Origin of the sequence: Ferrimonas gelatinilytica, assembly GCF_039544205.1 — a bacterium.
GTDB classification, from domain to species: domain Bacteria; phylum Pseudomonadota; class Gammaproteobacteria; order Enterobacterales; family Shewanellaceae; genus Ferrimonas; species Ferrimonas gelatinilytica.
This window is the reverse complement of the sequence record NZ_BAABLF010000027.1, coordinates 56,850-79,561: the sequence shown is the minus strand read 5'-3', so window position 1 is coordinate 79,561 and position 22,712 is coordinate 56,850. Positions and strand designations below refer to the sequence as shown.

Annotated in this window: 25 protein-coding genes; 11 read left to right on the top strand and 14 right to left on the bottom strand. The window is 58.6% G+C overall.

The features are described from left to right. The first annotated feature begins 312 nt into the window (after positions 1-312). Positions 313-849, top strand: a complete 537-nt coding sequence (locus ABD997_RS13290) for a gamma carbonic anhydrase family protein (protein WP_345317598.1) — start codon at positions 313-315, stop codon at positions 847-849. Here the strand turns inward: ABD997_RS13290 and ABD997_RS13285 are convergent. Both ABD997_RS13285 and aroE read right to left on the bottom strand, forming a co-directional pair. Beyond that, complete coding sequence (locus ABD997_RS13285) at positions 846-1,121, bottom strand: DUF1488 family protein (RefSeq protein WP_345317597.1); 276 nt, start codon at positions 1,119-1,121, stop codon at positions 846-848. The genes ABD997_RS13290 and ABD997_RS13285 overlap by 4 nt on opposite strands. Before the next feature lie 5 nt (positions 1,122-1,126). Beyond that, the gene (gene aroE, locus ABD997_RS13280) at positions 1,127-1,942 is read right to left on the bottom strand and encodes a shikimate dehydrogenase (protein WP_345317596.1); all 816 of its coding nucleotides are present in this window, start codon (positions 1,940-1,942) and stop codon (positions 1,127-1,129) included. A 23-nt stretch (positions 1,943-1,965) separates the two neighbouring features. Between aroE and ABD997_RS13275 the strand changes: the two genes are divergently transcribed. Beyond that, positions 1,966-2,412 (top strand): group II truncated hemoglobin, encoded by a 447-nt coding sequence (locus ABD997_RS13275; protein ID WP_345317595.1) that lies wholly within the window; start codon positions 1,966-1,968, stop codon positions 2,410-2,412. Here the strand turns inward: ABD997_RS13275 and hemF are convergent. From hemF to ABD997_RS13240, 7 genes are all read right to left on the bottom strand, one after another. Beyond that, positions 2,409-3,344, bottom strand: a complete 936-nt coding sequence (gene hemF / locus ABD997_RS13270) for an oxygen-dependent coproporphyrinogen oxidase (RefSeq protein WP_345317594.1) — start codon at positions 3,342-3,344, stop codon at positions 2,409-2,411. The genes ABD997_RS13275 and hemF overlap by 4 nt on opposite strands. 27 nt (positions 3,345-3,371) lie before the next feature. Next, positions 3,372-3,932, bottom strand: a complete 561-nt coding sequence (gene tsaC / locus ABD997_RS13265) for an L-threonylcarbamoyladenylate synthase type 1 TsaC (RefSeq protein ID WP_345317601.1) — start codon at positions 3,930-3,932, stop codon at positions 3,372-3,374. Between the two features lie 4 nt (positions 3,933-3,936). Continuing rightward, positions 3,937-4,443 carry a 5-(carboxyamino)imidazole ribonucleotide mutase gene (gene purE / locus ABD997_RS13260; protein WP_345317593.1) on the bottom strand — a complete coding sequence of 169 codons (507 nt, stop codon included), beginning with the start codon at positions 4,441-4,443 and terminating at the stop codon, positions 3,937-3,939. Between the two features lie 48 nt (positions 4,444-4,491). Continuing rightward, positions 4,492-5,058, bottom strand: a complete 567-nt coding sequence (locus ABD997_RS13255) for a DNA topoisomerase family protein (RefSeq protein WP_345317592.1) — start codon at positions 5,056-5,058, stop codon at positions 4,492-4,494. Between the two features lie 149 nt (positions 5,059-5,207). Next, the gene (locus tag ABD997_RS13250; protein WP_345317591.1) at positions 5,208-5,681 is read right to left on the bottom strand and encodes a DUF494 family protein; all 474 of its coding nucleotides are present in this window, start codon (positions 5,679-5,681) and stop codon (positions 5,208-5,210) included. Between the two features lie 3 nt (positions 5,682-5,684). After that, positions 5,685-6,770: a DNA-processing protein DprA gene (gene dprA / locus ABD997_RS13245; protein WP_345317590.1), complete on the bottom strand. Its 1,086-nt coding sequence runs from the start codon at positions 6,768-6,770 to the stop codon at positions 5,685-5,687. Beyond that, on the bottom strand, positions 6,751-7,857 hold the full coding sequence (locus ABD997_RS13240) for a LysM peptidoglycan-binding domain-containing protein (protein WP_345317589.1): 1,107 nt from the start codon (positions 7,855-7,857) through the stop codon (positions 6,751-6,753). The genes dprA and ABD997_RS13240 overlap by 20 nt, the downstream gene beginning before the upstream one ends. Positions 7,858-7,991: 134 nt before the next feature. Between ABD997_RS13240 and def the strand changes: the two genes are divergently transcribed. From def to ABD997_RS13215, 5 genes are read left to right on the top strand one after another with little or no spacing between them, the layout of a single operon-like run. Beyond that, positions 7,992-8,504 (top strand): peptide deformylase, encoded by a 513-nt coding sequence (gene def / locus ABD997_RS13235; RefSeq protein ID WP_345317588.1) that lies wholly within the window; start codon positions 7,992-7,994, stop codon positions 8,502-8,504. Positions 8,505-8,513: 9 nt separating this feature from the next. Beyond that, positions 8,514-9,458: a methionyl-tRNA formyltransferase gene (gene fmt / locus ABD997_RS13230; protein WP_345317587.1), complete on the top strand. Its 945-nt coding sequence runs from the start codon at positions 8,514-8,516 to the stop codon at positions 9,456-9,458. Beyond that, positions 9,455-10,786, top strand: coding sequence for a 16S rRNA (cytosine(967)-C(5))-methyltransferase RsmB (gene rsmB / locus ABD997_RS13225; RefSeq protein WP_345317586.1), 1,332 nt, complete (start codon positions 9,455-9,457; stop codon positions 10,784-10,786). Before fmt ends, rsmB begins: the two co-directional genes overlap by 4 nt. Positions 10,787-10,795: 9 nt before the next feature. Next, positions 10,796-12,196: a Trk system potassium transporter TrkA gene (gene trkA, locus ABD997_RS13220; RefSeq protein ID WP_345317585.1), complete on the top strand. Its 1,401-nt coding sequence runs from the start codon at positions 10,796-10,798 to the stop codon at positions 12,194-12,196. A gap of 27 nt (positions 12,197-12,223) precedes the next feature. Continuing rightward, complete coding sequence (locus ABD997_RS13215; protein WP_345317584.1) at positions 12,224-13,666, top strand: TrkH family potassium uptake protein; 1,443 nt, start codon at positions 12,224-12,226, stop codon at positions 13,664-13,666. Between the two features lie 72 nt (positions 13,667-13,738). On the opposite strand, the gene hemG (ABD997_RS13210) is transcribed toward ABD997_RS13215, so the two are convergent. Next, on the bottom strand, positions 13,739-14,287 hold the full coding sequence (gene hemG, locus ABD997_RS13210; RefSeq protein ID WP_345317583.1) for a menaquinone-dependent protoporphyrinogen IX dehydrogenase: 549 nt from the start codon (positions 14,285-14,287) through the stop codon (positions 13,739-13,741). A 182-nt stretch (positions 14,288-14,469) separates the two neighbouring features. On the opposite strand from hemG (ABD997_RS13210), the gene ABD997_RS13205 reads away from it, so the two are divergent. Then, a complete protein-coding gene (locus ABD997_RS13205) occupies positions 14,470-14,805 on the top strand; it encodes an ArsR/SmtB family transcription factor (RefSeq protein WP_345317582.1) in 336 nt (111 codons plus the stop codon). Here ABD997_RS13205 and hemG (ABD997_RS13200) read toward each other — a convergent pair. From hemG (ABD997_RS13200) to pepQ, 4 genes are read right to left on the bottom strand one after another with little or no spacing between them, the layout of a single operon-like run. Beyond that, entirely contained in the window at positions 14,769-15,308 is a 540-nt protein-coding gene (hemG, locus tag ABD997_RS13200) for a menaquinone-dependent protoporphyrinogen IX dehydrogenase (RefSeq protein WP_345317581.1), read from the bottom strand. The genes ABD997_RS13205 and hemG (ABD997_RS13200) overlap by 37 nt on opposite strands. 13 nt (positions 15,309-15,321) lie before the next feature. After that, positions 15,322-16,779: a TrkH family potassium uptake protein gene (locus tag ABD997_RS13195; RefSeq protein WP_345317600.1), complete on the bottom strand. Its 1,458-nt coding sequence runs from the start codon at positions 16,777-16,779 to the stop codon at positions 15,322-15,324. A gap of 52 nt (positions 16,780-16,831) precedes the next feature. Continuing rightward, the gene (locus ABD997_RS13190; RefSeq protein WP_345317580.1) at positions 16,832-17,467 is read right to left on the bottom strand and encodes a YigZ family protein; all 636 of its coding nucleotides are present in this window, start codon (positions 17,465-17,467) and stop codon (positions 16,832-16,834) included. Between the two features lie 7 nt (positions 17,468-17,474). After that, positions 17,475-18,788: a Xaa-Pro dipeptidase gene (pepQ, locus tag ABD997_RS13185; RefSeq protein WP_345317579.1), complete on the bottom strand. Its 1,314-nt coding sequence runs from the start codon at positions 18,786-18,788 to the stop codon at positions 17,475-17,477. A 183-nt stretch (positions 18,789-18,971) separates the two neighbouring features. On the opposite strand from pepQ, the gene fadB reads away from it, so the two are divergent. From fadB to tusA, 3 genes are all read left to right on the top strand, one after another. After that, a complete protein-coding gene (fadB, locus tag ABD997_RS13180) occupies positions 18,972-21,122 on the top strand; it encodes a fatty acid oxidation complex subunit alpha FadB (RefSeq protein WP_345317578.1) in 2,151 nt (716 codons plus the stop codon). 9 nt (positions 21,123-21,131) lie between these two features. Beyond that, on the top strand, positions 21,132-22,295 hold the full coding sequence (fadA, locus tag ABD997_RS13175; RefSeq protein ID WP_345317577.1) for an acetyl-CoA C-acyltransferase FadA: 1,164 nt from the start codon (positions 21,132-21,134) through the stop codon (positions 22,293-22,295). A 144-nt stretch (positions 22,296-22,439) separates the two neighbouring features. Continuing rightward, positions 22,440-22,685, top strand: coding sequence for a sulfurtransferase TusA (gene tusA / locus ABD997_RS13170; RefSeq protein ID WP_345317576.1), 246 nt, complete (start codon positions 22,440-22,442; stop codon positions 22,683-22,685). Positions 22,686-22,712 lie beyond the last annotated feature (27 nt).

The following is a 22,712-nucleotide window of genomic DNA, read 5'->3' as shown; positions in this document are numbered from 1 at the left end:
TTGGGCTTGGCTTCGTTGCCGAAGCAGGAGGCGTATATTACGCTGTTCTCCGTGGTCGTCAAGGCCGTTTTTCAACTTTCCGTTCGACCGTCTAGGTTTTAACCAGTCGGGCCGAAACCCCTTTGGTGACGCCGCTTAGCCTCTCACTGAGTGGCCCGCTGTGCCCCGTCGGCAGGGAGCGCATTATAGGGCAGATCGTTTACACTGCAAGGCCAGTTTCGAGGGGGCGGAACCGACTGCCGACAAATTCAGCAAAGAGATTAAAGCCTCTTCGAGTACCGTTTACATATGCTACAAACAAGGACGCATCGCATGACCATAAAATCCTACCGGGGAGTTAAACCCACCGTAGCGGCCCGAGTCTTCATCGACGAGAGCGCCGTGCTCTACGGCGACATCACTTTGGGCGAGGACGCCAGCATCTGGCCGTTTGTCGTGGCAAGGGGGGATGTCAATCGCATCACTATTGGTAGTAAAACCAATATTCAGGACGCTTCAGTTCTGCACGTTTCTCGCAGCAGCGAAGCTAACCCGGCTGGCCACCCACTGATTATTGGCAACGATGTCACCGTGGGTCATAAGGCGATGCTGCATGGCTGCCATATTCATGATCGTGTTCTTGTGGGGATGGGTGCCATCGTACTGGATGGTGCTGTTATCGAGGAGAATGTCGTCATCGGTGCCGGTGCCCTGGTGCCACCGGGAAAGCGTCTCACTTCAGGCTACCTTTATGTAGGAAGCCCTGCCAAGGCGGCTCGTCCTTTGAGCGATGAAGAGATCGCCTTTCTGAAAACCTCTGCCGATGGCTATGTCATGCTCAAAGATCATTACCTGGAAGAGAATAATTAAATCGCCGGGTGACCCAGCCAGATCCTGCCCTGGGTATCGAAGGCCTCATCCTCGATGAGGCCTTCTGCCTCCGCTTCCAGATCGAACCTTAGCTGCTCAAATGCCACACTGACCAACTCAGGTTCGTTCAATGGCTGTCCCCAGCGGCGGGCGAGCTCCTCCAGTGTAATCAGGCAGGGCACCTTGTGCCCTGCCATCAACGCATCAAACTGAAGCCAGCCCTGATCCCAATGTAAGTGTACCTGCTCGTTAAATTGAACTTGCTGGTTCATGAAACTTACTCCACCTCACCCTGCAATAACTCAAGGATAGGCTCGATGGGAGGATGAACCCCTCGCCAAAGAGCAAAGCTTTCTGCAGCCTGACCCACCAGCATGCCCAGGCCCGACAGAGCATGCCGGGCACCGTTTTCCAGGGCCCAGCACTGAAATGGCGTCAGCGAATCCCCATAAGCCATGTCGTAGGCACAGCCGTCCTCGGCCAGTTTGACACGGTGCAGATCCGGCAACTTCCCACTTAGCGAGGCAGAGGTACCGTTAATGACAAGATCAAACGTCCCATCCAGGTTTTCCAAGCCCACACCAGTGACGGGACCAAAAGACGAAAAGTCGGCCGCCAGACGCTCGGCCTTGTGCGCTGTGCGATTCGCGACCACCAGGCGTTTGGGGCGCTCGGATAAGAGCGGCAGCAATACCCCCCTTGCGACTCCACCGGCACCCAGCAGCAGGATGCGGGCATCACGCAACGGATAGGCATGGCGTTTGAGGTCGGATACCAGTCCCAGCCCGTCGGTGTTGTCTCCAAGCAGCCGCTCATCATCGTTCCAGATAAGGGTGTTAACTGCACCCGCCCGCCTCGCTCGCTCACTGAGTTCGTCACAGAGTGCCAACGCTTCCTCTTTAAATGGCAGAGTCACGTTCGCCCCCTTCCCCCCAGCTTGTCGAAACTGCTTCACGGCATCGGCAAAACCCGCCTTGGGTGCTAGGATGGCGTGGTATTCCAGCGGCTGTCCGGTCAAGCGGGCAAACTCGCTGTGGATCAAGGGTGATTTACTGTGTTCGATGGGATGGCCGATAACGGCATACTTATCCATATCGAGGCTCAATTGGAGAGAATATGCTGTCCCTTATACGCCGAGCCCTCAATGGGAAGCAAGCTGCTACGGCTTACGAACAACTCGGAGGCGAGGAACGGTTGCGTGCACTCTGTCATCGCTTCTACGCCTTGATGGATTCTGAGCCTGAGTATCGTGATTTGCGGGCGCTTCACCCCGCCAGCCTGGCGGGTAGCGAAGAGAAGCTGTTCGATTTTTTTAGCGGCTGGCTGGGCGGCCCCCCCCTGTTTGAACGGAAGCATGGTCATCCACGTCTGCGCGCCAGACACCTTCCCTTTCGCATCGATAAGCGGCAGCGCAATCTTTGGCTGCACTGCATGAAGCGTGCACTGGAGGAGGAGATTTCCCACCGCCCGTCACGCCAAGCGATGCTCAAAGCCCTTGTCGATTTGGCGGACCATATGCGCAATGTGGACGAGGGGTGCCCCGTCCATCATAACGGGTCTTAAAGCAACTGTTCGGTGGAGGGGGTGAACTCCGCCAACCAGTCCCTTGGGCGAAGGTAGGCTGAGAGTTCAGCCTCTGTGCTGCCGGGCTCCGGCTGATACTGATATTGCCAGCGAACCAGAGGAGGCATCGACATCAGAATCGACTCGGTCCGCCCCCCGGATTGCAGGCCAAACAGTGTGCCGCGATCGTAAACCAAATTGAATTCCACATAACGGCCACGACGATACAGCTGGAACTGGCGTTCTCGCTCACCAAAACTGAGGTTCTGTCGCCGCTCCACGATCGGTACGTAAGCAGGAAGGAAACCATTGCCTACCGCTTGCATGTAGGCAAAGCTGGTCTCGAAGTCCGGAGTGTTGAGATCGTCGAAGAAAAGCCCACCGATCCCTCGGGTCTCCCCTCGGTGCTTGAGGTAGAAATACTCATCACACCAGGCCTTGTGCTCCGCGTACCGCGCAGGGCCAAAGGGCTCACAGAGGTCCCGAGCCACCGAGTGCCAGTGAGCGATATCCTCATCAAAGGGATAATAAGGCGTAAGGTCAAACCCCCCACCAAACCACCACACCGGAGCTTCCCCCTCTTTCTCGGCGATAAAGAAGCGCACATTCGCATGGGTGGTGGGTATGTAGGGGTTACGGGGGTGGATCACCAAGGAGACGCCCATCGCCTCGAAGCGTCGGCCCGCCAGTTCTGGGCGATGCGCGGTGGCTGAAGCAGGCATCTGGGCACCAAAAACATGGGAGAAGTTAACCCCGGCCTGTTCAAATACCCGGCCATCGGTCAACACCCGGCTTTCGCCTCCCCCGCCCTCTTCACGTTCCCAGCGGTCCTGAACGAAGGTAGCGGCGCCATCCAACTGCGCCAACCGTTCGCAGATGCTCGCCTGCAGTTGAGTAAGGTAGTTTCGAACGTCCGCTTTGTTCACCGTCATGTGGGATCCTTTAGTTATCAATAAGTTTTAACGCAGGACTTGGCCACTGCGGGCATCCAGAATGGTCGAGGGGGAAGGGTTTCCCCCGACCTCACCCAAAACAACACCATCAACCAGCTGGCCCAGATCTCGCTCCACCTGCGCCATTGTCCTGGCCGGCTCCTCTCCAGACAGGTTGGCGCTGGTCGAGACCAGTGGCCCCCCGAACGCACTGCAGAGTGACTTCACAATAGTATGGTCACTCACCCTGACGGCAATGGAGTCGAACTGCCCGGTCAACCAATCGGGAACACTCTCCTTCGCCGGCATCACCCAGGTGACCGGGCCTGGCCAGCGAGCCAGCACACGCTGGCGCTGCGCTTCCGAAAGGGCCCCGTCATCCACGTAACGCAGCAGCTGCCCATAACAGGATGCCACCAAAATCAGTCCTTTCTCCCAAGATCGTTGCTTGATCGCCAGTAGTCGCCGCACGGCGGCTTCATTGAGCGGATCACAGCCGAGACCAAACACCGCCTCGGTGGGATATGCCAGGACACCGCCCTGCTCCAGAGCATGGGCGGCTTCCGCCACGGTAAAACGGCGTCCCATAGGGTTACTGAGCCAGCTTGGCTTGCAACGCAGCATCCTTGGCCTGAACGGCTTCGGCACTGCTCTGGCGCTCAGCTTTTACCGCCGCAGCCAAGGCATCATCCCCAACCGCCAGCATCTGGGCTGCCAGATACCCGGCATTCTTGGCACCGGCCTTGCCGATGGCAACCGTTGCAACCGGCACACCGCCGGGCATCATTACGGTGGATAGCAGAGCGTCATGCCCCTGCAGCGGGCCGTTATCGATGGGTACCCCAATCACCGGTCGGGTGGTGATCCCTGCAACCGCACCCGCAAGGTGAGCGGCTAGTCCAGCTGCGCAAATGAACACCTTACATCCCCGCTCTTCCGCATCTTTCACGTATGCATGAGTAGCCGCAGGGGTGCGGTGGGCCGAGGTAACTTTAGCCTCGAAGGGAATATTGAAGGATTTCAGGGTATCCAGGGTGGTCTGCATGATCGGCAGATCAGAGTCTGAACCCATCAAGACGGCGACGAAGGGGGCACTCATGTTAACAACTTCCTTTTTAAATGATTACAAGGTGTTCTCTGGCGGCGATTATATAGGGTCTGACTGATATTTGCAGGCTCGTTGGGGGCACACCTGGCGCAGATGACCGCGCACTTTTTTTTCCACCAAGATAGACCATCCGCAATCGGGACAGGGTGACATTATCGGCTTGTCGTTGACGAGGTACTTGCACCTGGGATACGCGCTGCAAGCGAAGAACTTTTTGCCAAAACGATTGCTGCGGGCCACCAACTCCCCCGAGTGACACTCGGGACAGGGGACCTGGGTTTCCACGGTTTCCGGCTCCTCACGCACTACATAGTCACATTCTGGGAACCCACTGCAGCCGATGTAAAAACCATAGCGCCCAGATTTCAATGCCAGGGGACGACTGCACAGGGGGCACTGGGTATCCTCCAGCAGTTCCTCCGGTTTTGTTGCTTTCTCCACCAATGGGCGGTGGTACTCACAGGCCGGATAGCGCTCGCAGCCGAGGAAGGGGCCATGTTTGCCGTGTCGAATGGCCAGCGGAGCATTGCACTCTGGGCAATTGCCATGATCCCGCTCCAACGCATGCTCGTGGGCGGAAAACAACTGATTATCTATCTTGGCCATGCCGACTCCTCTATCGCGATGCCGACGCAATTCTAACAGCATCCCCGGTGGTAAGGCATGCGGCAGCGCCGAACAGGGTTGTGGCCCAAGAGACCAAGATGCCGACCGGGCCTTGCACAAAAAAGGCGCCCTTAAGGGCGCCTTTGAGCTTAGTGCAACAGCCCCTCAGGCTGCTCGAAGATCAGATCTTCCATCTGGTGGTAAGCCTGCTCGTTCCCTGGTGCATTGAACAGCACCATAAGGACAACCCACTTGAGGTCATCCAGCGTCAGAGGTTCCCCTTCAAGCTCCATGACCCTGTCAATCACCATCTCCCGAGTCGTCGCGCTGAGCACGTTGATCTGCTCCAGGAAGAGCATGAAGCCACGACACTCGGTGTCTATCTTCTGCAGCTCCGAATCGTCATAGAGTCGCATGCTGTTGGCTTGCGTCATGGCCAGGTAGGGATGACGGTCCGAGTTTTGTAACTCAGCGAGTTTCTCGATCCAAATTAACGCCTTACCTATCTCGTCCGAGCGAAAGCCAGCTCGACTCAACTCCTCGGTTAACTCCTCACGGTCAAACAGAAGCTCCACATCGCTCTGTACGTAGGTCTCAAACAGATACATCAAGATATCAAACATGAATCACCTCCCCCTAAGCCTCATGTAGCCACCGGGTACTGCTTGGACCCAACCATCCAGCTCTAGCTCGATCAGTCGCTCTAAAACCTCCGCCACGGGCAGTTGGCTACGCTGAACCACCAGATCCACGGGCGTGGTCTCATAGCCAACACTATCCAACAGCCCCGGATGTGGCAACTTCGATGTCACCTCCGGTTGTACCGATGGCGGTTCCGCCTGCCACTGTGGACACAGCTCCTCTACCAGATCGACCGGCGATGTGACCAGTTTGGCACCCTGCTGCACCAGGTAGTGGCAACCGGCAGCGTGGGGGTCCCGGACGCTGCCCGGTACCGCAAACACCTCTCTTCCCTGCTCCGCCGCGAGCCGAGCGGTGATCAAACTGCCGCTTCTTTTCGCCGCTGCGACCACCAACACACCGTAACTGAGGCCACTGACAATCCGGTTTCGCTGCGGGAAATGTTGCGCCCTGACCGTCTGCTGCGGCCAAAATTCGGAGACCAGTGCTCCCTGTTTACGGATCTGCGCCGCCAGTTGATCATGCCGCTTGGGATAGCAGTGTCGTAGCCCGCAGCCAAGCACCGCGACTGTCTGGCCGTGCTCCAAGGCGCCTCTATGGCTGGCCCCATCGATACCGATGGCCAAACCGGAGATCACCCCCAGTCCCATCTGTGCCAGTTGTGCCGCCCACTCCTGCGCTAAGTCGAGACTCGGCGGCGGCGCATTGCGACTCCCCACCATGGCGATGCTCGGTTGATTCAAGCTATCCAGGTTGCCCTGAACGAAGAGAACGAGAGGGGGATCCTCTATTGCGCGCAGGGCAAGTGGATAGCGGGGGTCGGCAAGAGTGAGGATATGATGGTCATCGGCCTCGGCATACCATGCCAAGGCCGATGTGATGTTTTCAGAAGGGGTAAGAAGTTGCTGGCATTGATAGGTGGACAGGCCAGGGACCCTCGCCTGTGCCGCCTGCTGCCATATCAGGTCCAGGGGCATCGCCTCCAGCAGCGCCAGCTTGCGGCGCAGGCCGATACCCCTTAGCCCTGCCAGGGCAAGATAACGACTCAGTTCATGGGTCACTACGCTCACCGAACACCATAGGCTCGGGTCGCAATACCTTATCTTCCATCCGAGCCGGACGACGGCCATTTAGGATCAAACCGTAGCTAACCTTGTCGTAGGTCCGAAACAGCATCATTTCACCACGGTACACCTCTGGCAGCACAATCACGCGACCATCAGATAGCAGCGACATCACCTTGTCATAGGCACGATGAGTCACCTCATCACGGTAAGTTTCCTTGTCTCCACGACCGGATTTGAGCACCTCAACGCCAGGCTGATGGATAGCGTAGACCTGCCCAGGAGCGGCGCCATCCTCACTGCCTTTGTTAATGATTGCAACCTGCAGAGGACCGATCTCACGAGCGTTGTCATCGGAGGCGATAATCTGACCCTCCAGTCCCTCTGGTGCCGGGTGGGGCGTAAAGTGCCCGGGCAACAGGGTTTCGTCGGAGATCGGTTTCAGCCGCTGCCCCGGAATGATCTCACTGCGTGAGCTGAGCACCTGCAGCTTGGAAATCGATCCACTTTCAATCACCTGGCCTGTTGCACTGAGTCGCGCTTCCCGTCCAAGCATTTCGCCAGTCTGGGGATCCTGGAGAGGACGTCCTGGGGCGTAGATCCCGTAACGGCTTCCGATAGGCAGAGAATCCTTGATGAACACCACATCGCCCTGGGCATACGCCACGGCATCCCGCTCACCACCAACCACAACAGGGTTATCTTTGAGCTCCTTAGGACTGAGGACAGTGTGGTAGTTGATGTAGGGTTCAATCACCGACAGGGGCAGAGCCGGGATAGCCCCCTTACCTGTGACCCGTGGCTCCGGGGACATCCGCACCGATGGCTTGTGCTCCAAGCGAGGCTCGCCGTCGAGGAAGACCAGGGTCAGGCGGTCACCCGGGTAGATCAGGTGGGGGTTGGCGATCTGCGGGTTGGCACCCCACAGCTTGGGCCATCGCCAGGGGTCATCGAGAAACAGGGCGGAGATATCCCAGAGGGTGTCGCCCTTTTTCACCACATAGCTTTGTGGATGGCCAGGCTTCAGAGTCAAAACGTCTGCCCAAGTGGAGAGGCTCAGACAGCACGCCAGAACAAAGACCAGTTTTTTCATGCCACTTCCTTGTCGCTCAAGGCCGTCGTCACCTTTCTATCAATGACGCAGGCAAAGGGTTAAAATTAGCAGTTACCGACTTCAACTTTAGCGCAGTTAAGGTCAATTCTTTTTACTTTTTAATGAGATTAGCAATGGCCATCAGAGAAGTACTTCGTTTCCCCGATGAGCGTCTACGCACCGTCGCTCAACCCGTAACCGACTTCGGCCCCGAGCTGCAACAGCTCATCGATGACATGTTTGAAACCATGTACGAAGAGCGCGGTATCGGGTTGGCCGCCACCCAGATCGACCAGCATCTGCAGCTGATCGTCATGGATCTCTCCGAAGACAAAACCGAGCCGCGGGTTTTCATTAACCCCAAGGTACTCGAACAACGCGGCCATTTCATCAATGAAGAGGGCTGTTTATCTGTGCCGGCCGTTTATGCCAAGGTCGAGCGTGCTGAGCATATACGATTAGAAGCCAAAGATCGCCATGGTGAGACCTTTGTTCTTGATGCAGAAGAGCTTTTAGCGATCTGCATTCAACATGAAATGGATCACCTGGCGGGCAAGCTGTTTATCGATTACCTGTCGCCTCTGAAGCGTCAACGGATCAAACAGAAGCTGGAAAAACAGGCTCGCCTCGACGCACGCCAGGCTTAGGAGAACGCCGTGTCCCCCTTAAAAATCGTTTTCGCCGGCACGCCTGAATTTGCTGCTGACCATCTACAGGCCCTGCTGGATGGGCCTCATGAGGTGGTGGCAGTCTACACCCAGCCGGATCGTCCCGCTGGGCGCGGCAAGAAGCTCACCTCCAGCCCGGTCAAGCTGCTGGCCCAGCAGCATCAGATCCCGGTCTACCAGCCCAAAAGCCTTCGTGATGAGGCGGCACAACAGGAGCTTGCTGACCTGACGTTCGATATCATGGTGGTGGTCGCCTACGGGGTTATCCTGCCCAAGGCGGTATTGGAGCTGCCACCCCTTGGCTGCATCAATGTCCACGGCAGCCTGCTTCCCCGTTGGCGTGGTGCTGCCCCCATCCAAAGATCCATCTGGGCCGGCGACCGGGAAACCGGCGTCACCATCATGCAGATGGATGAGGGACTGGACACCGGTGCCATGCTGCATAAGGTGACCTGTCCCATCGAGGATAGCGACACCTCCGCCAGCCTCTACCAGAAGCTGGCGCAACTCGGGCCAAAGGGACTTTCAGAGGCGCTGGCCCAGATCGCCAGCGGCAGTGTCGTTGCCGAACCGCAAAACGATGCCGAGGCCAACTACGCCAAAAAGCTGTCCAAAGAGGAAGCGGCCGTCGATTGGCACAAGAGTGCCACGGCGCTCTGGCGTGAGGTAAGGGCTTTTAATCCTTGGCCGGTCAGCCACTTCCTGTGTGGAGAGCACGGTATCAAGCTGTGGCAGTGCCAGGTACTGGACGAACATACGGACCAGGCTCCCGGAACCATTCTCCGTGCCGACAAGCAGGGGATCGCGGTGGCCTGTGACGGCGATGTGTTACTGCTTGAATCGATCCAGCTGCCGGGCAAAAAAGCGATGACCGCCGGCGACGTGCTCAACGCCCGGAAAGAGTGGTTTCTCCCTGGGACCCGGCTGGCATGAACCAATCTTCCAAGCGTCAAATGCAAACCCCGCGTAACCTTCGCGCCGACGCAGCCCGGGTGATCATTGCGGTTATCGACCAGGGGCAGTCCATGGGCCAGGCACTGCCAAAAGCTCAATCCGCCTACCATGATGGTCGCGACAAGGGGCTGTTGGCGGAGATCTGCTACGGTGTCATGCGCCAGCTCCCTCAACTGGACACCCAGATCCGCCGCCAGCTCAGTCAGCCGCTTAATGGTAAGAAGCGGCTGTTACACGGCCTTTTGCTGGCCGGCCTCTACCAGTTGAAGCATACCCGGGTGCCACCCCACGCCGTGGTGGCCGAGTCGGTCAACGCCTGCGTCGCCCTTCGCGCTCCGGGCCTGAAGGGTCTGGTCAATGGAGTACTACGTAGCTTGGAGCGGGATCTGGACCAGCTGAAAAGCGAGCAGTTCGATGCCGAGCCGGTGCAAACCCTGCATCCGGGCTGGTTACTCAAGCGACTCAAGTCGGCCTACCCCGACCAGTGGACGCAGATCGTCTCCGCCAATAACGCCCAGCCCCCGCTGTGGCTGCGCAACAATGCCAGCCAGCAAAGTCGTGAACAGGCTCTGCAACGCCTGGCGGAAGCCGGAGTCGAGGCCCGTGCAGAAGGGAATGGTGATGCCATTCTGCTGCCGGTTCCCTGCGATGTCACCAGCCTCCCCGGGTTCAATGAAGGGGCTCTGTCGGTACAGGATCTCTCTGCCCAGCACAGTGCCCACCTGCTGCAAGCCCAGCCGCAAGAACGGGTGCTGGATGTGTGCGCCGCCCCCGGCGGAAAAACCTGCCATATCCTTGAACGACAGCCTGAATTGGCGGAGATGGTTGCGGTAGACCTGGAGCCACGCCGCCTCGAACGGGTACAGCAAAACCTGGATAGGATCGGTTTGCGCGCCACCTTGCATGCCGGTGATGCCAGTCGGCCAGAGGCGTGGTGGGACGGGCAACGCTTCGATCGTATCCTGCTTGATGCGCCCTGCTCTGCCACCGGGGTGATCCGCCGGAACCCGGACAGCAAGTGGTTGCGACGGGATGCGGACATCGCCCAACTGGCCAAGCTGCAAAGCGCCATATTGGCGGCGATCTGGCCGCTGCTGAAACCCGGCGGGACACTTCTTTATGCCACCTGTTCCGTACTCCCGGAGGAAAACGTCGGGCAGATCAAGGCGTTTCTTAAGGATACCCCCGATGCTATGCTCTCTCCCATAGATCAACAGGACACGGTCGCAAAGCCTGGATGGCAGTTGCTGCCCGATGCCCAAGCAGGGGACGGTTTTTATTACGCCCGGCTGGTAAAGCAGGCGTAATCACACGGTATGAAGATCATCATCCTTGGTGCAGGCCAGGTTGGCGGCACGTTGGCCGAGAACCTGGTCGGAGAGAACAACGACATCACCATCGTCGACAGCGACATGCTGGCGCTGCGAACGCTGCAGGATAAGTTGGATCTCAGGGTGGTGCATGGTCATGCCGCCCACCCTCACGTATTGCGCGATTCCGGCGCCGAAGACGCCGACATGCTGATCGCCGTCACCAACTCTGACGACACCAACATGGTCGCCTGTCACTTGGCTTATACCCTGTTCGGTACCCCGACCAAGATCGCCCGGATCCGCTCAGCCGCCTACCTCAACCGTAAAGAACAGCTGTTCCAAACCGGCGGTGCCGACCCGGAAGCCCGCGGGCGTTTCTTCATCGATGAACTGATCGCACCTGAACAGTTAGTGACCGATTACATACGCCGGTTAGTAGAATACCCGGGGGCCTTGCAGGTATTGGAGTTTGCCGGGGGCAAGGCCAGCCTGGTGGCGGTCAAGGCGTACTACGGCGGCTCTCTGGTGGGCAGTGCCCTCTCGGCACTGAAAGAGCACATGCCCAATATCGATACCCGGGTAGCGGCCATCTTCCGCCAGGGGCGCCCGATCATGCCAAGGGGCACCACGGTGATCGAAGCGGACGATGAGGTATTTTTCGTCGCGGACTCCAAGCATATTCGCGCAGTCATGAGCGAGATGCAGAAACTGGAGTCGAGCTACCGCAACATCATGATCGCCGGCGGCGGTAATATCGGTCTCGGCCTGGCACGGGCCCTGGAGTCTTTCCACGACGTCAAATTGATTGAGCGCAACCGCGAACGAGCGGCCCGCCTGTCGGAATACCTCGAAGACACCACAGTGTTCCACGGTGATGCATCGGATCATGAGTTGCTCGGAGAGGAGCAGATCGATCAGGTGGACGTCTTTATCGCGGTGACCAACGACGATGAAGCCAACATCATGTCTGCGCTGCTGGCCAAGCGGATGGGAGCCAAGAAGGTGATGGTGCTGATCCAGCGCGAAGCCTACGTCGACCTGGTACAGGATGCCAATATCGACATTGCCATCTCGCCGCAGCAGGCCACCATCTCGGCGCTGCTCACTCATGTACGCCAAGGTGACATCAACAACGTTTACTCCCTGCGCCGGGGGGCTGCCGAAGCGATTGAGGCGGTGGCCCACGGTGACCCCAACACCTCCAAGGTGGTGGGTCGTCAGATCCAGGAGATCAAACTGCCTCCGGGAACCACCATTGGTGCCATCGTTCGTAAAGACGAAGTAATGATGGCCCACGATTCAACGGTGATAGAGCAGGATGACCACGTCATCCTGTTCCTAGTTGATAAGAAACACATTCGCGAAGTGGAGAAGCTGTTCCAGCCTTCAGCCCTGTTTTTCTGATCTTCATGGCTCACCAAGGAGACCGGGATGATCAACGTTCGCCCACTACTGTTGCTACTCGGTCTGTTCCTCGCCCTGTTGGCTGGACTGATGCTGGTACCCGTGGGTTTCTCCCTCTATCACAACGAGGGACTGGTACAGGACTTCCTGCTCTCCTCGGCCCTGACCGGCACGGTGGCGTTCATCGCCCTGGGCAGCAGCTGGGGCTGCAAATTCACCCTTCACACCCGTGACTTCTATCTTTTCACCAGCCTGACCTGGTTCGTGGTGGCGCTGTTCGCTGCCCTCCCCTTTACTTTTTTTCATGCCATCAGCTACACAGACGCCTTCTTCGAAACCATGTCGGGTATCACCACAACCGGTTCCACGGTGATGTCCGGGCTAGACTCCGCCCCCTGGTCAATCCTGATCTGGCGCTCGCTGCTGCAGTGGGTGGGGGGGATCGGTTTTATCGCGGTCGGTGTGGCCATTCTGCCCCTGCTGAACGTGGGGGGAATGCGGCTGTTTCGTACTGAGTCCTCAGACTGGTCGGATAAATCCCTACCCAGGACCAAGGAGATCGGGCGGTCACTGGTGAAGGTCTACCTGATGCTGACTCTGCTGTGCAGCGTCGGATACCTCCTCGCCGGCATGACGGTGTTTGAGTCCATCAACCATGCAATGGCGACCGTCTCCACCGGCGGCTACTCCACCAGCGACAGCTCAATGACCCACTTCAGCACGGCGGCCCACTGGAACGGCACCCTGTTCATGTTTCTCAGCGGCTTACCTATGCTGCTCTATGTGCAGAGCCTATACCGCCGCTCCTTCTCACCCTGGCGTGACCAACAGGTGATAGGTTACACCCGCTTCGTCATCATCGCCTCGCTGCTGCTCGCCTGCTGGCTGGCCCAGTCTCAGGATTTGGACTTCCTCTCGGCCCTGACCCTGGCGGCCTTTAACCTGGTGTCTGTGGTCACCACCACCGGCTTCGCCTCCACTGATTTCAGCCAGTGGGGCCCGGCGGCAAACATCATCTTTTTCCTGCTGATGTTTGTCGGTGCCTGCTCCGGCTCCACCTCCGGGGCGATCAAGATCTTTCGCTTCCAGCTTGCCGGCGCCGTGGTATTGAAGGCACTGCGCCAGCACATTCATCCCAGCGCCGTATTGCCACAGAGCTACAATCGCCGACCAATCAACGAGGATATTCTGCGTTCGCTGGTGGCCTTTACCATGCTGTTCATGGCCACCATCGCCGCCCTAGCTCTGTTTTTGGTTCTGGTGGGGGTAGACCCGATATCCAGCCTGACCGGTTCGGTCACCGCGGTCACCAACGTTGGTCCGGGCCTGGGTGAAGTCATCGGGCCCGCTGGCAACTTTGCCTCCCTGCCGGACGCGGCCAAGTGGGCCCTCAGCCTGGGGATGCTGCTGGGACGGCTGGAGATTGTGACCGTTGCAGTCCTCTTCCTGAAGGGGTTTTGGCGTTACTGAAGTCGCTGGAACTCAGCCCGTACTTCCTATGCCAATCCGGTTCCATCCTGGGTTATCCCACTCAGACCCGCCTTATTGACCCTGCTGAGAGAGTCGCCGAATCTGCGCGGCAAAGGCTTCCACCTCGTTGTAGTCGGTGTAATCGATCACCGTATTGGGGTCGGTCGGCCCCTTAGTCATCTTCATGATGAACTTGATTGAGAGGCTGTCCCAGAATCCCCAATTGGGGTAATCCACCTTGCCAGCCACCACCTTGAGCAGCTGCGGTCGCCAGGGTGATTGGGCGAGGAACTTCTGCATGTAGCGATTTCCCTCCACCGTGGCTTTGGCGGGGTTACGAGCCACAACAGAGAGGCAATAGAAAGCGTTGTTTCGAGCCTCGAGCTGGGCCTGGTGCGTCTTGATGAACTCCCAGACGCTGTCATCAAACTTGCCATACAGCACTGGCGCGCCCACCACCACGGTGTGGTAACGATCCCACTCTATCCCTTCGTGCTTGGCTTCCACCACATCCATCATGTCGCAGTCGCAACCACTGGCGTTGAGATGCCCCATGAGGGTGCGGGCAACTCGGGCCGTATGGCCACGACGACTCATATAAACGATCAAAACCCCGGACATAATCATTTCTCGCAAGACATTAACTTAAAAGCAATATGCGCTGCTTTTGCGTCACTTTCCAGCATGGAGATCACAGTGCGGGCACAAAGGCAGGATCGCAATTCCCCCCTAGGCTTAGCGCTTTTTGTCCGGGGGTGTTAATATAAGATCAAACTAATTTAGCTATTCACCGAGATGAATTCATGACCGAGGCTTCCGCACTGAATATCGACGATATGGCCCGCAACGCCAACGAGGCATCACGGCTGCTAAAGAGTATCGCCAACCCCCATCGACTGATGATCCTCTGCCTGTTACTCCAGCAGGAGATGACGGTGACCGAGCTCAATGCCCAGGTACCGCTGAGCCAGTCAGCCCTGTCGCAGCACCTCGCGGTGCTGCGCAAAGAGGGTCTGGTGCAGACCCGAAAAGAGTCTCTGCAGGTCTGGTATCGCCTCGCCAGCACCGAGGTCGAAGCGATCCTCGCTACCCTGTACCAACTCTACTGTGCCCCTTCAGACAGCTGTGCGGCGATTTGATCGGCAAACTCAGTCACCCGATCCCAACGGGTAAACTCCTGTACGCTGTCTGGCGCCGTCGGCCCCTTGGTCAGCCACATGATGAACCTGATGATATTGCGATCCCAAAAGCCATAACTGGGGTAATCGAGCCGGCCGGCAAAGACCCCCAGTAGGGGCGGATTCCAGACGCTTTTGCTTTGAAACAGACGGATGTAAGGATTGCCTTCGGCGCTGTCTTTGCCCGGCTTGCGCGCCACCAGGTTCACACTAAAAAACGCCGCACCCTTCTCGGCCAACTCCGCCTGATGGCGCTCGATGAACGTAAAGAGTGCAGGGCGATACTTGCCGTAACGGATAGATGCGCCAATGACGACGTGATCAAACCCTGCCAAAGATGAGATTGTCTCCAGCGCCGCCAGCTCAACCGCATTACCCTGCTTCTCCAGCCTCTCCGCCAGCCGCTGTGCAATCCGTCTTGTCTGCCCATCGACGGTGGAGTAAAGCACCAGAATCCGTAGCATCGGTTATCCCTCGTTAGCTTTTCCAGAAAGTGGGAGTAAAGAGCACCAGCAGGGTGAAGATCTCCAGCCGGCCAAACAACATCCCCATCACCAGAACCCACTTGGCCACATCGTTGATATCGCCATAGTGACTGGCGACATCCCCCAGTCCAGGCCCGAGGTTGTTGAGGGAGGCTGCGGTGGCGGAGAAAGCGGTCACATCATCCAGGCCTGTCGCCAACAGTGTCACCATGATGACAACGAACAATAGGGCATAGGCGGCAAAGAACCCCCAAACGGCATCAATGACCCGGTCCGATACAGGAAGGTTATTGAGACGAATGGAAAACATTGCCCGAGGATGGATCAAGCGCTTGATCTCCCGCATCCCCTGCAGAGAGAGCAGCGTCATCCTCACTACCTTGATGCCGCCACCAGTGGAGCCCGCACAGCCACCAATGAAACTGGCAAAGATCAACAGGTTAGGCAAAAACAGCGGCCAGGTCGCAAACCCCTCGGTGGTAAAGCCGGCGGTAGTCGACATGGAGACCGCCTGGAACAACGCCTTGTCCAGCGCCACCTCCGGCGACTGGTAAAGCTTCTGGCCCAGAAGCACCAGGAAAACCAGCATCACCAACACCAGCTGGATCAGCAGGAACATCCGGACTTCCGCATCCCGCCAGTAGGTAGCGAGGCGGATGCCGCGTTTACTGAACGCGGCAAAGTGAAGGGCAAAGTTCATCGCCGACATCAGCAGGAACACGACGCAGATCATGTTGATGGCCGGGCTATTGAAGTGGCCCATGCTGGCGTCATAGCTGGAGAAGCCACCGATGGCAATAGTGGAGAAAGCGTGGCCCACGGCATCAAACAGGTTCATTCCCGCCAGGTAATAGGCCAGCGCGCAGACCACTGTCATGGTCAGGTAGATGTACCAAAGCGCCTTGGCGGTTTCCGCAATCCTCGGCGTCATTTTGCTGTCTTTTACCGGCCCCGGGATCTCACAGCGATAGAGCTGCATCCCCCCGATGCCCAGCATCGGTAATACCGCTACCGCCAGGACGATGATCCCCATGCCACCAAGCCACTGCAGCAGGTGGCGGTAGAACAGGATCGCCTTAGGCAGCGTCTCAAGACCGGTGATCACCGTTGCCCCTGTGGTGGTCAGGGCGGAGAAAGATTCAAAGATGGCGTCGGTCAGGCTGAGATCCGGCAGTTCTGACATCACGAACGGCAGGGCTCCTATGGTACCGAGTACCGTCCAAAACAGTACCACCACCAGAAACCCCTCGCGGGTTCGCAGATCCGCCTTGGCACGGCGGTTGGGATACCAGAGGATCAGCCCCAGCAGCAGGCTCATGACAAAGGCCTGCATAAAGGCGGTACCGCCGCCATCTTTATAGATCACGGCGATCACCGCCGGAGGCAGCATGGTGGCACTGAAGAGCGCCACGAGGAGTCCGATGATCCGGATAATCGAGCGGTATTCCATGGGATCAAACTTGTTCACTTTGCCGTTAGCATACGCCAACGACATCAGAGTGTTAACGAATAAGGGGTGTTCCGTCTGACGACATCAGCATCAGGCGGCCGCGACTGCCATCGGACAGCGCTTGACTGAACGCAGCCAACGTCCGCTGAGGCAGGTTTAGAGTCAGGTGGATGCGATCCCGATAATCCTTTGCCAGGACAGCGCCACCCGCCCTTTCCAGCTGATGAGTAATCAAGGCAAGATCACTGTAATCACAGCTTAGGCTCAACGAAACCATGGGCACAAAAGGTTCGGTGACAAGCTGCGCCAACGCCAGCTTGACGCCGCCACCGTAGGCCCTGACCAGCCCCCCCACACCCAACTTGATGCCACCGGAGTAGCGGATCACCACGGCAGCCAGTTGGCCGACTCCACTGCCGAGCAGTACGTTGAGCATCGGTCGGCCTGCAGATCCCGCCGGCTCACCATCGTCGGAAGCGCCGATATCCCGGGTACACCCGGGCCGGCCCGCTGCAAACGCCAGACAGTGATGACGGGCGGCCGGGTGAGCCTCCCGCAGTCGCGTCAGCATCGCACGCGCCTGTTCACCACGCTCGACCCGTTCGATGCGGGTGATGAAGCGGCTGCGCTTGATCGTCTCTTCGACCTCGACGGGCTCCGCAGGAACGGGAAAGGGCTCCACCTTCATCGGCGGCTCAGTCCAGGCCGTGACACCGGGTCAGGTTTTCAATCCCGTCGGACAGGACCAGAACATTATCCTCGATCCGGATCCCCCCGAAGGGACGCAGGCGGTCAATCTCATCCTGACACAGCATCTCCTTGGCCGATGCCGACAAATCATTGAGCAAGGTATCAATCACATAGAGGCCCGGCTCTATGGTCACCACCATCCCCGGCTCCATCACCCGGGTACAACGCAAAGTGATCCCCGCTGGCGGTGCCAGTTGGGTGCCCTGTTCATCCTGCATGAAACCGGCAACATCGTGGACCTGAAGTCCAATCGGATGGCCGAGACCGTGAGGGAAAAACGCCTTGGTAACCCCCTGTTCGATCAGTGCCTCTGCAGACCCCCTGGCCAGGCCAAACTCGTTCAGCATCTGAGCCACGTTACTGTGCATCTGGCTGTGTAGATCCGTGTAGCGGACGCCAGGTTTGATCGCCTCGATGATGCGATGCTGGTATTGATCCATCGCCACGATAAGCTCGGCGAAGCGGCTGCCGGGATCCCGCGCGTAAGTTCGCGTGATATCGGCGGCATAGCCGTTGCAGTTGGCCCCGGCATCGATCAGGAAGCTGCGGGGATCCGTCGGAACATCCCGGCTCCAAGTGGTGTAGTGCAGCACCGCGCAATGTTCGTTGAGCGCCACGATATTGCCATAGGGCATCTCATTTTCACCCTGACCGCTAGCGGACAGATAGGCCTGTTGAATCTCAAACTCACTGGCACCGGACAGGAAGGCCTGTTTGGCAGCCTCATGACCCCGCACCGCGATACGGTTGGCCTCGCGGATACAGGCCACCTCGTAGTCGCTCTTAATGCTGCGGCCAAAATGGAGAGCATCAAGCAGCCCTTTCGGGTTCACCAGGGTCAGGTTTAGCTGGGCCGCTCGCTCCGGGTGGGCACCGATATAGGCATAACCCGCGCCCGACGGCAGCAGGTCCGGCAGCTGATCGAGTTTCTCAAACACCACCAGTTCGAACTCATCGACCCACTGGGCCTGTGGCACCGGCGGTACTGTGTGCCAGAAGTCCACCGGACGGTAAAACAGCAGCTGAGGTTTCCGGCCTGGACGGACCACAACAAAGCAGTGGGGATGATTAAAAAGCGGCACCCAGTGCTTGAAATGGGGATTGGCCTTGAAGGGATACTCCATATCATCCAGAAACACCGGCAAGGGCGCCCCGGCATCGATCACCATGCCATCCAACTGCTGCTGAACCAGCAAGCGGTCAGCACGCTGTTTCAGAGTGTGCAGGTGGTCAGAATAGAGAGGGGCAAAAGCTTCCATGATTTCCTCAAGGGTCGATTAGGCGGAGGACGAAGTGTATCACCGCACCCGCAAGCCCGAAAAGCGAGGCAATCAAACAGTCGTTTAAAAAGCGGTTGCAATTCAACGTGCGCCAAATCACACTTGGTCACAATGCCATCACCGGATGTGGAAACACGGACGTGGTAAACGAAGGAAGCCAACATGATCTATCAAAGTGATTCTTTGCAAGTGAATTGGCTGGAGCCCGGTATCGCCGAACTGAAGTTCGACGCTGCGGGTTCCGTCAATAAACTGGACCAAGCCACCCTGACCCAGTTGGGCCAGGCACTGGACACCCTGGCCGAACAGTCCGACCTCAAGGGCCTGGTTGTTACCAGCGGCAAGCCCGTCTTTATCGTCGGCGCCGACATCACCGAATTCACCAAACTGTTTGCCCAGCCCGATGAGGTACTGCAGCAGTGGCTGAAAGACGCCAACTCCGTCTTCAATAAACTCGAAGATCTGCCGGTTCCCACGGTGGCTGCGGTGAACGGCTTCGCCCTTGGCGGCGGCTGCGAAACCATGCTGGCCTGTGACCTGCGTATCGCAGATCAAAGCGCCCGTATCGGTTTGCCGGAAGTCCAACTCGGCATCATGCCGGGCTTCGGCGGTACCGTTCGCCTGCCAAGGCTGATCGGTGCCGACAACGCCCTGGAGTGGATGACCACCGGCAAGCCCCACCGTCCGGATGCGGCCCTGGCGGTCGGTGCCATTGATGCGATCGTACAGGACGATCTTCATGGTCAGGCCGTGAGCCTGCTCAAGCGTGCCATCGCCGGCGAAATCGACTGGCAGGCCCGTCGCAACAAGAAACAATCGCCGCTGGCCCTTTCCAAGATTGAAGCCAAGATGTCCTTTAGCACCGCCAAGGGCATGGTCGCGATGAAAGCGGGCCCCCACTATCCGGCACCCCATGCCATGGTGGCCCTGGTAGAAGCCGTTGCCGGCTGCCGTCGTGACGAAGCGGTTCAGGCCGAGAGCGACGCGTTTCTGAAACTGTCTCGCACCGAGCAGGCCCACGCCATGGTCGGTAACTTCCTCAACGACCAGTACGTGAAAGGCCTGGCCAAGAAGGCTGCCAAGGCCGGTGACCCGGTCAAACAGGCCGCCGTGCTGGGTGCCGGAATCATGGGCGGTGGCATCGCCTATCAGTCTGCCAGCAAGGGCGTTCCCGTCGTCATGAAGGATATCGCTCAGCCCGCCCTTGAGCTGGGCCTGAACGAAGCGGCCAAACTGCTGGGCAAGCAGGTGGAGCGCGGTCGCCTCAAGCCGGCAGGCATGGCCAAGGTGCTCAACCACATCACTCCGACCCTGGATAACGTCGCCGTCTCCCATGCCGAAGTGGTCGTGGAAGCGGTGGTAGAGAACCCCAAGGTGAAAGCGGCGGTTCTGGCAGAGATTGAGACCGTAATTGGCGACAAAGCCATCCTCACCTCCAACACCTCGACCATCTCCATCAACACCCTGGCGAAAAACCTCAAGCGTCCTGAGCAGTTCTGTGGCATGCACTTCTTCAACCCGGTGCACCAGATGCCGCTGGTCGAAGTGATCCGTGGTGAACACACCTCCGATGAAACCGTTGCCCAGGTGGTGGCCTATGCCGCCCAGATCGGCAAGACTCCCATCGTGGTCAACGACTGCCCCGGTTTCTACGTCAACCGCGTGCTGTTTCCCTACTTGGCCGGCTTTGGCCTGATGGTGAAAGAGGGGATCGACTTCCAGCTGATCGACAAAGTGATGAGCAAGCAGTTCGGCTGGCCCATGGGCCCCGCTTACCTGCTGGACGTGGTCGGCATCGACACCGCCCACCATGCCCTCGATGTGATGGCGGAAGGCTTCCCCGAGCGCATGGCAAAAGTGGAGAAGGATCCGGTAGACCTTATGTTCCAGGCTGGCCGCTATGGCCAGAAGAACGCCAAGGGCTTCTACCAGTACGCCCCGGACCGCAAAGGCAAACCGAAGAAGGCCGTTTGCCCCGAAGCCCTGGCGATGCTGCAGGATGCCTATGGCGAGCCTAAGAGCCTGGATGCCGAGGCGATCATCGCCCGCACCATGGTGCCGATGATCAACGAAGCGGTACGCTGCCTCGAAGAGGGGATCATCGCGACCCCGGCAGAGGGAGATATGGCCCTACTTTACGGCCTTGGCTTCCCGCCGTTCCGCGGTGGGGTGTTCCGCTACCTCGACACCATCGGTCTGGATCGCTTCATTGCGATGGCCGACAGCTATGCCCACCTGGGAGCCATCTACCAGGTGACCGACAAACTGCGCGCCATGGCCGAAAATGGCGAGCGCTTCTACCAAGGACAGTGAGGAGGCGTCATGAACCAGGCCGTTATTGTCGATTGTATTCGTACCCCTATGGGTCGCTCCAAGAATGGGGTATTTCGTAACGTTCGCGCAGAGTCACTCTCTGCCCACCTGATGCAGCAACTGCTGGTGCGTAACCCGCAGCTGGATCCCAACGAACTTGAGGATGTTATCTGGGGCTGTGTCCAACAGACCCTGGAGCAGGGCTTCAATATCGGGCGCAACGCCGCCCTGCTGGCAGGACTGCCCAAGTCCGTCGGTGCAGTCACCGTTAACCGTCTGTGTGGCTCCTCCATGCAGGCGATCCACGATGCGGCCCGCGCCATCATGGTGGGAGACGGTGACGCCTTCATCATCGGCGGTGTGGAGCACATGGGGCATGTTCCTATGAACCATGGCGTCGATTTCCACCCGGGCCTGGCCAATAACGTGGCCAAAGCCGCGGGCATGATGGGCCTGACCGCCGAGATGCTGGGCAAACTCCACGGGATCAGCCGTGAGCAACAGGATGCGTTCGCCGTACGCTCCCATCAGCGCGCCCACGCCGCCTCTATCGAGGGCCGCTTCGATGCCGAAGTGGCACCTCTGGAGGGCCACGACGCCGCGGGCAACCTGATCAAGGTGACCCATGACGAAGTGATCCGTCCCGAGACCTCCATGGAGAGCCTGGCGGGTCTGCGTCCGGTATTTGATCCGGTCAGTGGCACCGTGACTGCGGGCACCTCCTCCGCCTTGTCTGATGGGGCCTCCGCCATGCTGGTCATGAGCGAAGCCAAGGCCAAGGCGCTAGGCCTGCCGATCCGTGCCCGAATCAAGTCCATGGCCATTGCCGGCTGCGATCCCTCCATCATGGGCTATGGTCCTGTTCCCGCGACTCAGAAGGCGCTCAAGCGTGCCGGTCTGACCATGCAGGACATTGACCTGGTGGAGCTCAACGAGGCCTTCGCAGCGCAATCCCTGCCCTGCGCCAAGGACCTGGGACTGCTGGAGATGATGGACGAGAAGGTGAACCTCAACGGCGGCGCCATCGCCCTAGGTCACCCTCTGGGTTGCTCCGGCGCCCGGATCAGCACCACCCTGATCAACCTGATGGAAGCCAAGGACGCCACCCTGGGCCTGGCGACCATGTGCATCGGGCTGGGTCAGGGGATCGCAACCGTGTTTGAGCGGGCCTGATCTCCAACCATTACCTAAAGGCGCCGAGAGGCGCCTTTTTTGTTGCCCCGATCACTTTGCTATGCTCGAAAAATGCACAGCGGTTGATCCGATGCCGGAACCGCGTACCATGTGGCGCCATTGTATTTAACGGGGTTACTCACCATGTCCGATCTGTTCCAAACCGCTCACCACACCCTCGATGCCATGGGGTTGCGCTGCCCTGAGCCGGTGATGATGGTGCGCAAAACGGTACGACGGATGGCTGCCGGAGAGACTCTGCTGATCACCGCAGATGATCCCTCCACGACCCGGGATATCCCCAGTTTCTGCCGATTCATGGATCACACTCTGGTGGCCTGTGACACCGACGCCTCCCCCTACCGCTACCTGATCCGTAAAGGCGCCTGAGGGCGGTAAGTGGCCGTTACAGCCGCT

Excerpts from the sequence above, each read along its gene's own strand:
- ABD997_RS13285 (WP_345317597.1), bottom strand. The coding sequence starts at position 1,121 with ATGAACCAGCAAGTTCAATTTAACGAGCAGGTACACTTACATTGGGAT.
- fadB (WP_345317578.1), top strand. The coding sequence starts at position 18,972 with ATGATCTATCAAAGTGATTCTTTGCAAGTGAATTGGCTGGAGCCCGGT.
- rsmB (WP_345317586.1), top strand. The coding sequence starts at position 9,455 with ATGAACCAATCTTCCAAGCGTCAAATGCAAACCCCGCGTAACCTTCGC.
- hemF (WP_345317594.1), bottom strand. The coding sequence starts at position 3,344 with ATGACGGTGAACAAAGCGGACGTTCGAAACTACCTTACTCAACTGCAG.
- tusA (WP_345317576.1), top strand. The coding sequence starts at position 22,440 with ATGTCCGATCTGTTCCAAACCGCTCACCACACCCTCGATGCCATGGGG.
- pepQ (WP_345317579.1), bottom strand. The coding sequence starts at position 18,788 with ATGGAAGCTTTTGCCCCTCTCTATTCTGACCACCTGCACACTCTGAAA.
- def (WP_345317588.1), top strand. The coding sequence starts at position 7,992 with ATGGCCATCAGAGAAGTACTTCGTTTCCCCGATGAGCGTCTACGCACC.
- hemG (WP_345317581.1), bottom strand. The coding sequence starts at position 15,308 with ATGCTACGGATTCTGGTGCTTTACTCCACCGTCGATGGGCAGACAAGA.
- ABD997_RS13195 (WP_345317600.1), bottom strand. The coding sequence starts at position 16,779 with ATGGAATACCGCTCGATTATCCGGATCATCGGACTCCTCGTGGCGCTC.
- aroE (WP_345317596.1), bottom strand. The coding sequence starts at position 1,942 with ATGGATAAGTATGCCGTTATCGGCCATCCCATCGAACACAGTAAATCA.
- ABD997_RS13240 (WP_345317589.1), bottom strand. The coding sequence starts at position 7,857 with ATGAAAAAACTGGTCTTTGTTCTGGCGTGCTGTCTGAGCCTCTCCACT.
- ABD997_RS13215 (WP_345317584.1), top strand. The coding sequence starts at position 12,224 with ATGATCAACGTTCGCCCACTACTGTTGCTACTCGGTCTGTTCCTCGCC.
- ABD997_RS13250 (WP_345317591.1), bottom strand. The coding sequence starts at position 5,681 with ATGTTTGATATCTTGATGTATCTGTTTGAGACCTACGTACAGAGCGAT.
- ABD997_RS13255 (WP_345317592.1), bottom strand. The coding sequence starts at position 5,058 with ATGGCCAAGATAGATAATCAGTTGTTTTCCGCCCACGAGCATGCGTTG.
- hemG (WP_345317583.1), bottom strand. The coding sequence starts at position 14,287 with ATGTCCGGGGTTTTGATCGTTTATATGAGTCGTCGTGGCCATACGGCC.
- ABD997_RS13205 (WP_345317582.1), top strand. The coding sequence starts at position 14,470 with ATGACCGAGGCTTCCGCACTGAATATCGACGATATGGCCCGCAACGCC.
- purE (WP_345317593.1), bottom strand. The coding sequence starts at position 4,443 with ATGAGTGCCCCCTTCGTCGCCGTCTTGATGGGTTCAGACTCTGATCTG.
- trkA (WP_345317585.1), top strand. The coding sequence starts at position 10,796 with ATGAAGATCATCATCCTTGGTGCAGGCCAGGTTGGCGGCACGTTGGCC.
- ABD997_RS13190 (WP_345317580.1), bottom strand. The coding sequence starts at position 17,467 with ATGAAGGTGGAGCCCTTTCCCGTTCCTGCGGAGCCCGTCGAGGTCGAA.
- tsaC (WP_345317601.1), bottom strand. The coding sequence starts at position 3,932 with ATGGGACGCCGTTTTACCGTGGCGGAAGCCGCCCATGCTCTGGAGCAG.
- ABD997_RS13275 (WP_345317595.1), top strand. The coding sequence starts at position 1,966 with ATGCTGTCCCTTATACGCCGAGCCCTCAATGGGAAGCAAGCTGCTACG.
- ABD997_RS13290 (WP_345317598.1), top strand. The coding sequence starts at position 313 with ATGACCATAAAATCCTACCGGGGAGTTAAACCCACCGTAGCGGCCCGA.
- fadA (WP_345317577.1), top strand. The coding sequence starts at position 21,132 with ATGAACCAGGCCGTTATTGTCGATTGTATTCGTACCCCTATGGGTCGC.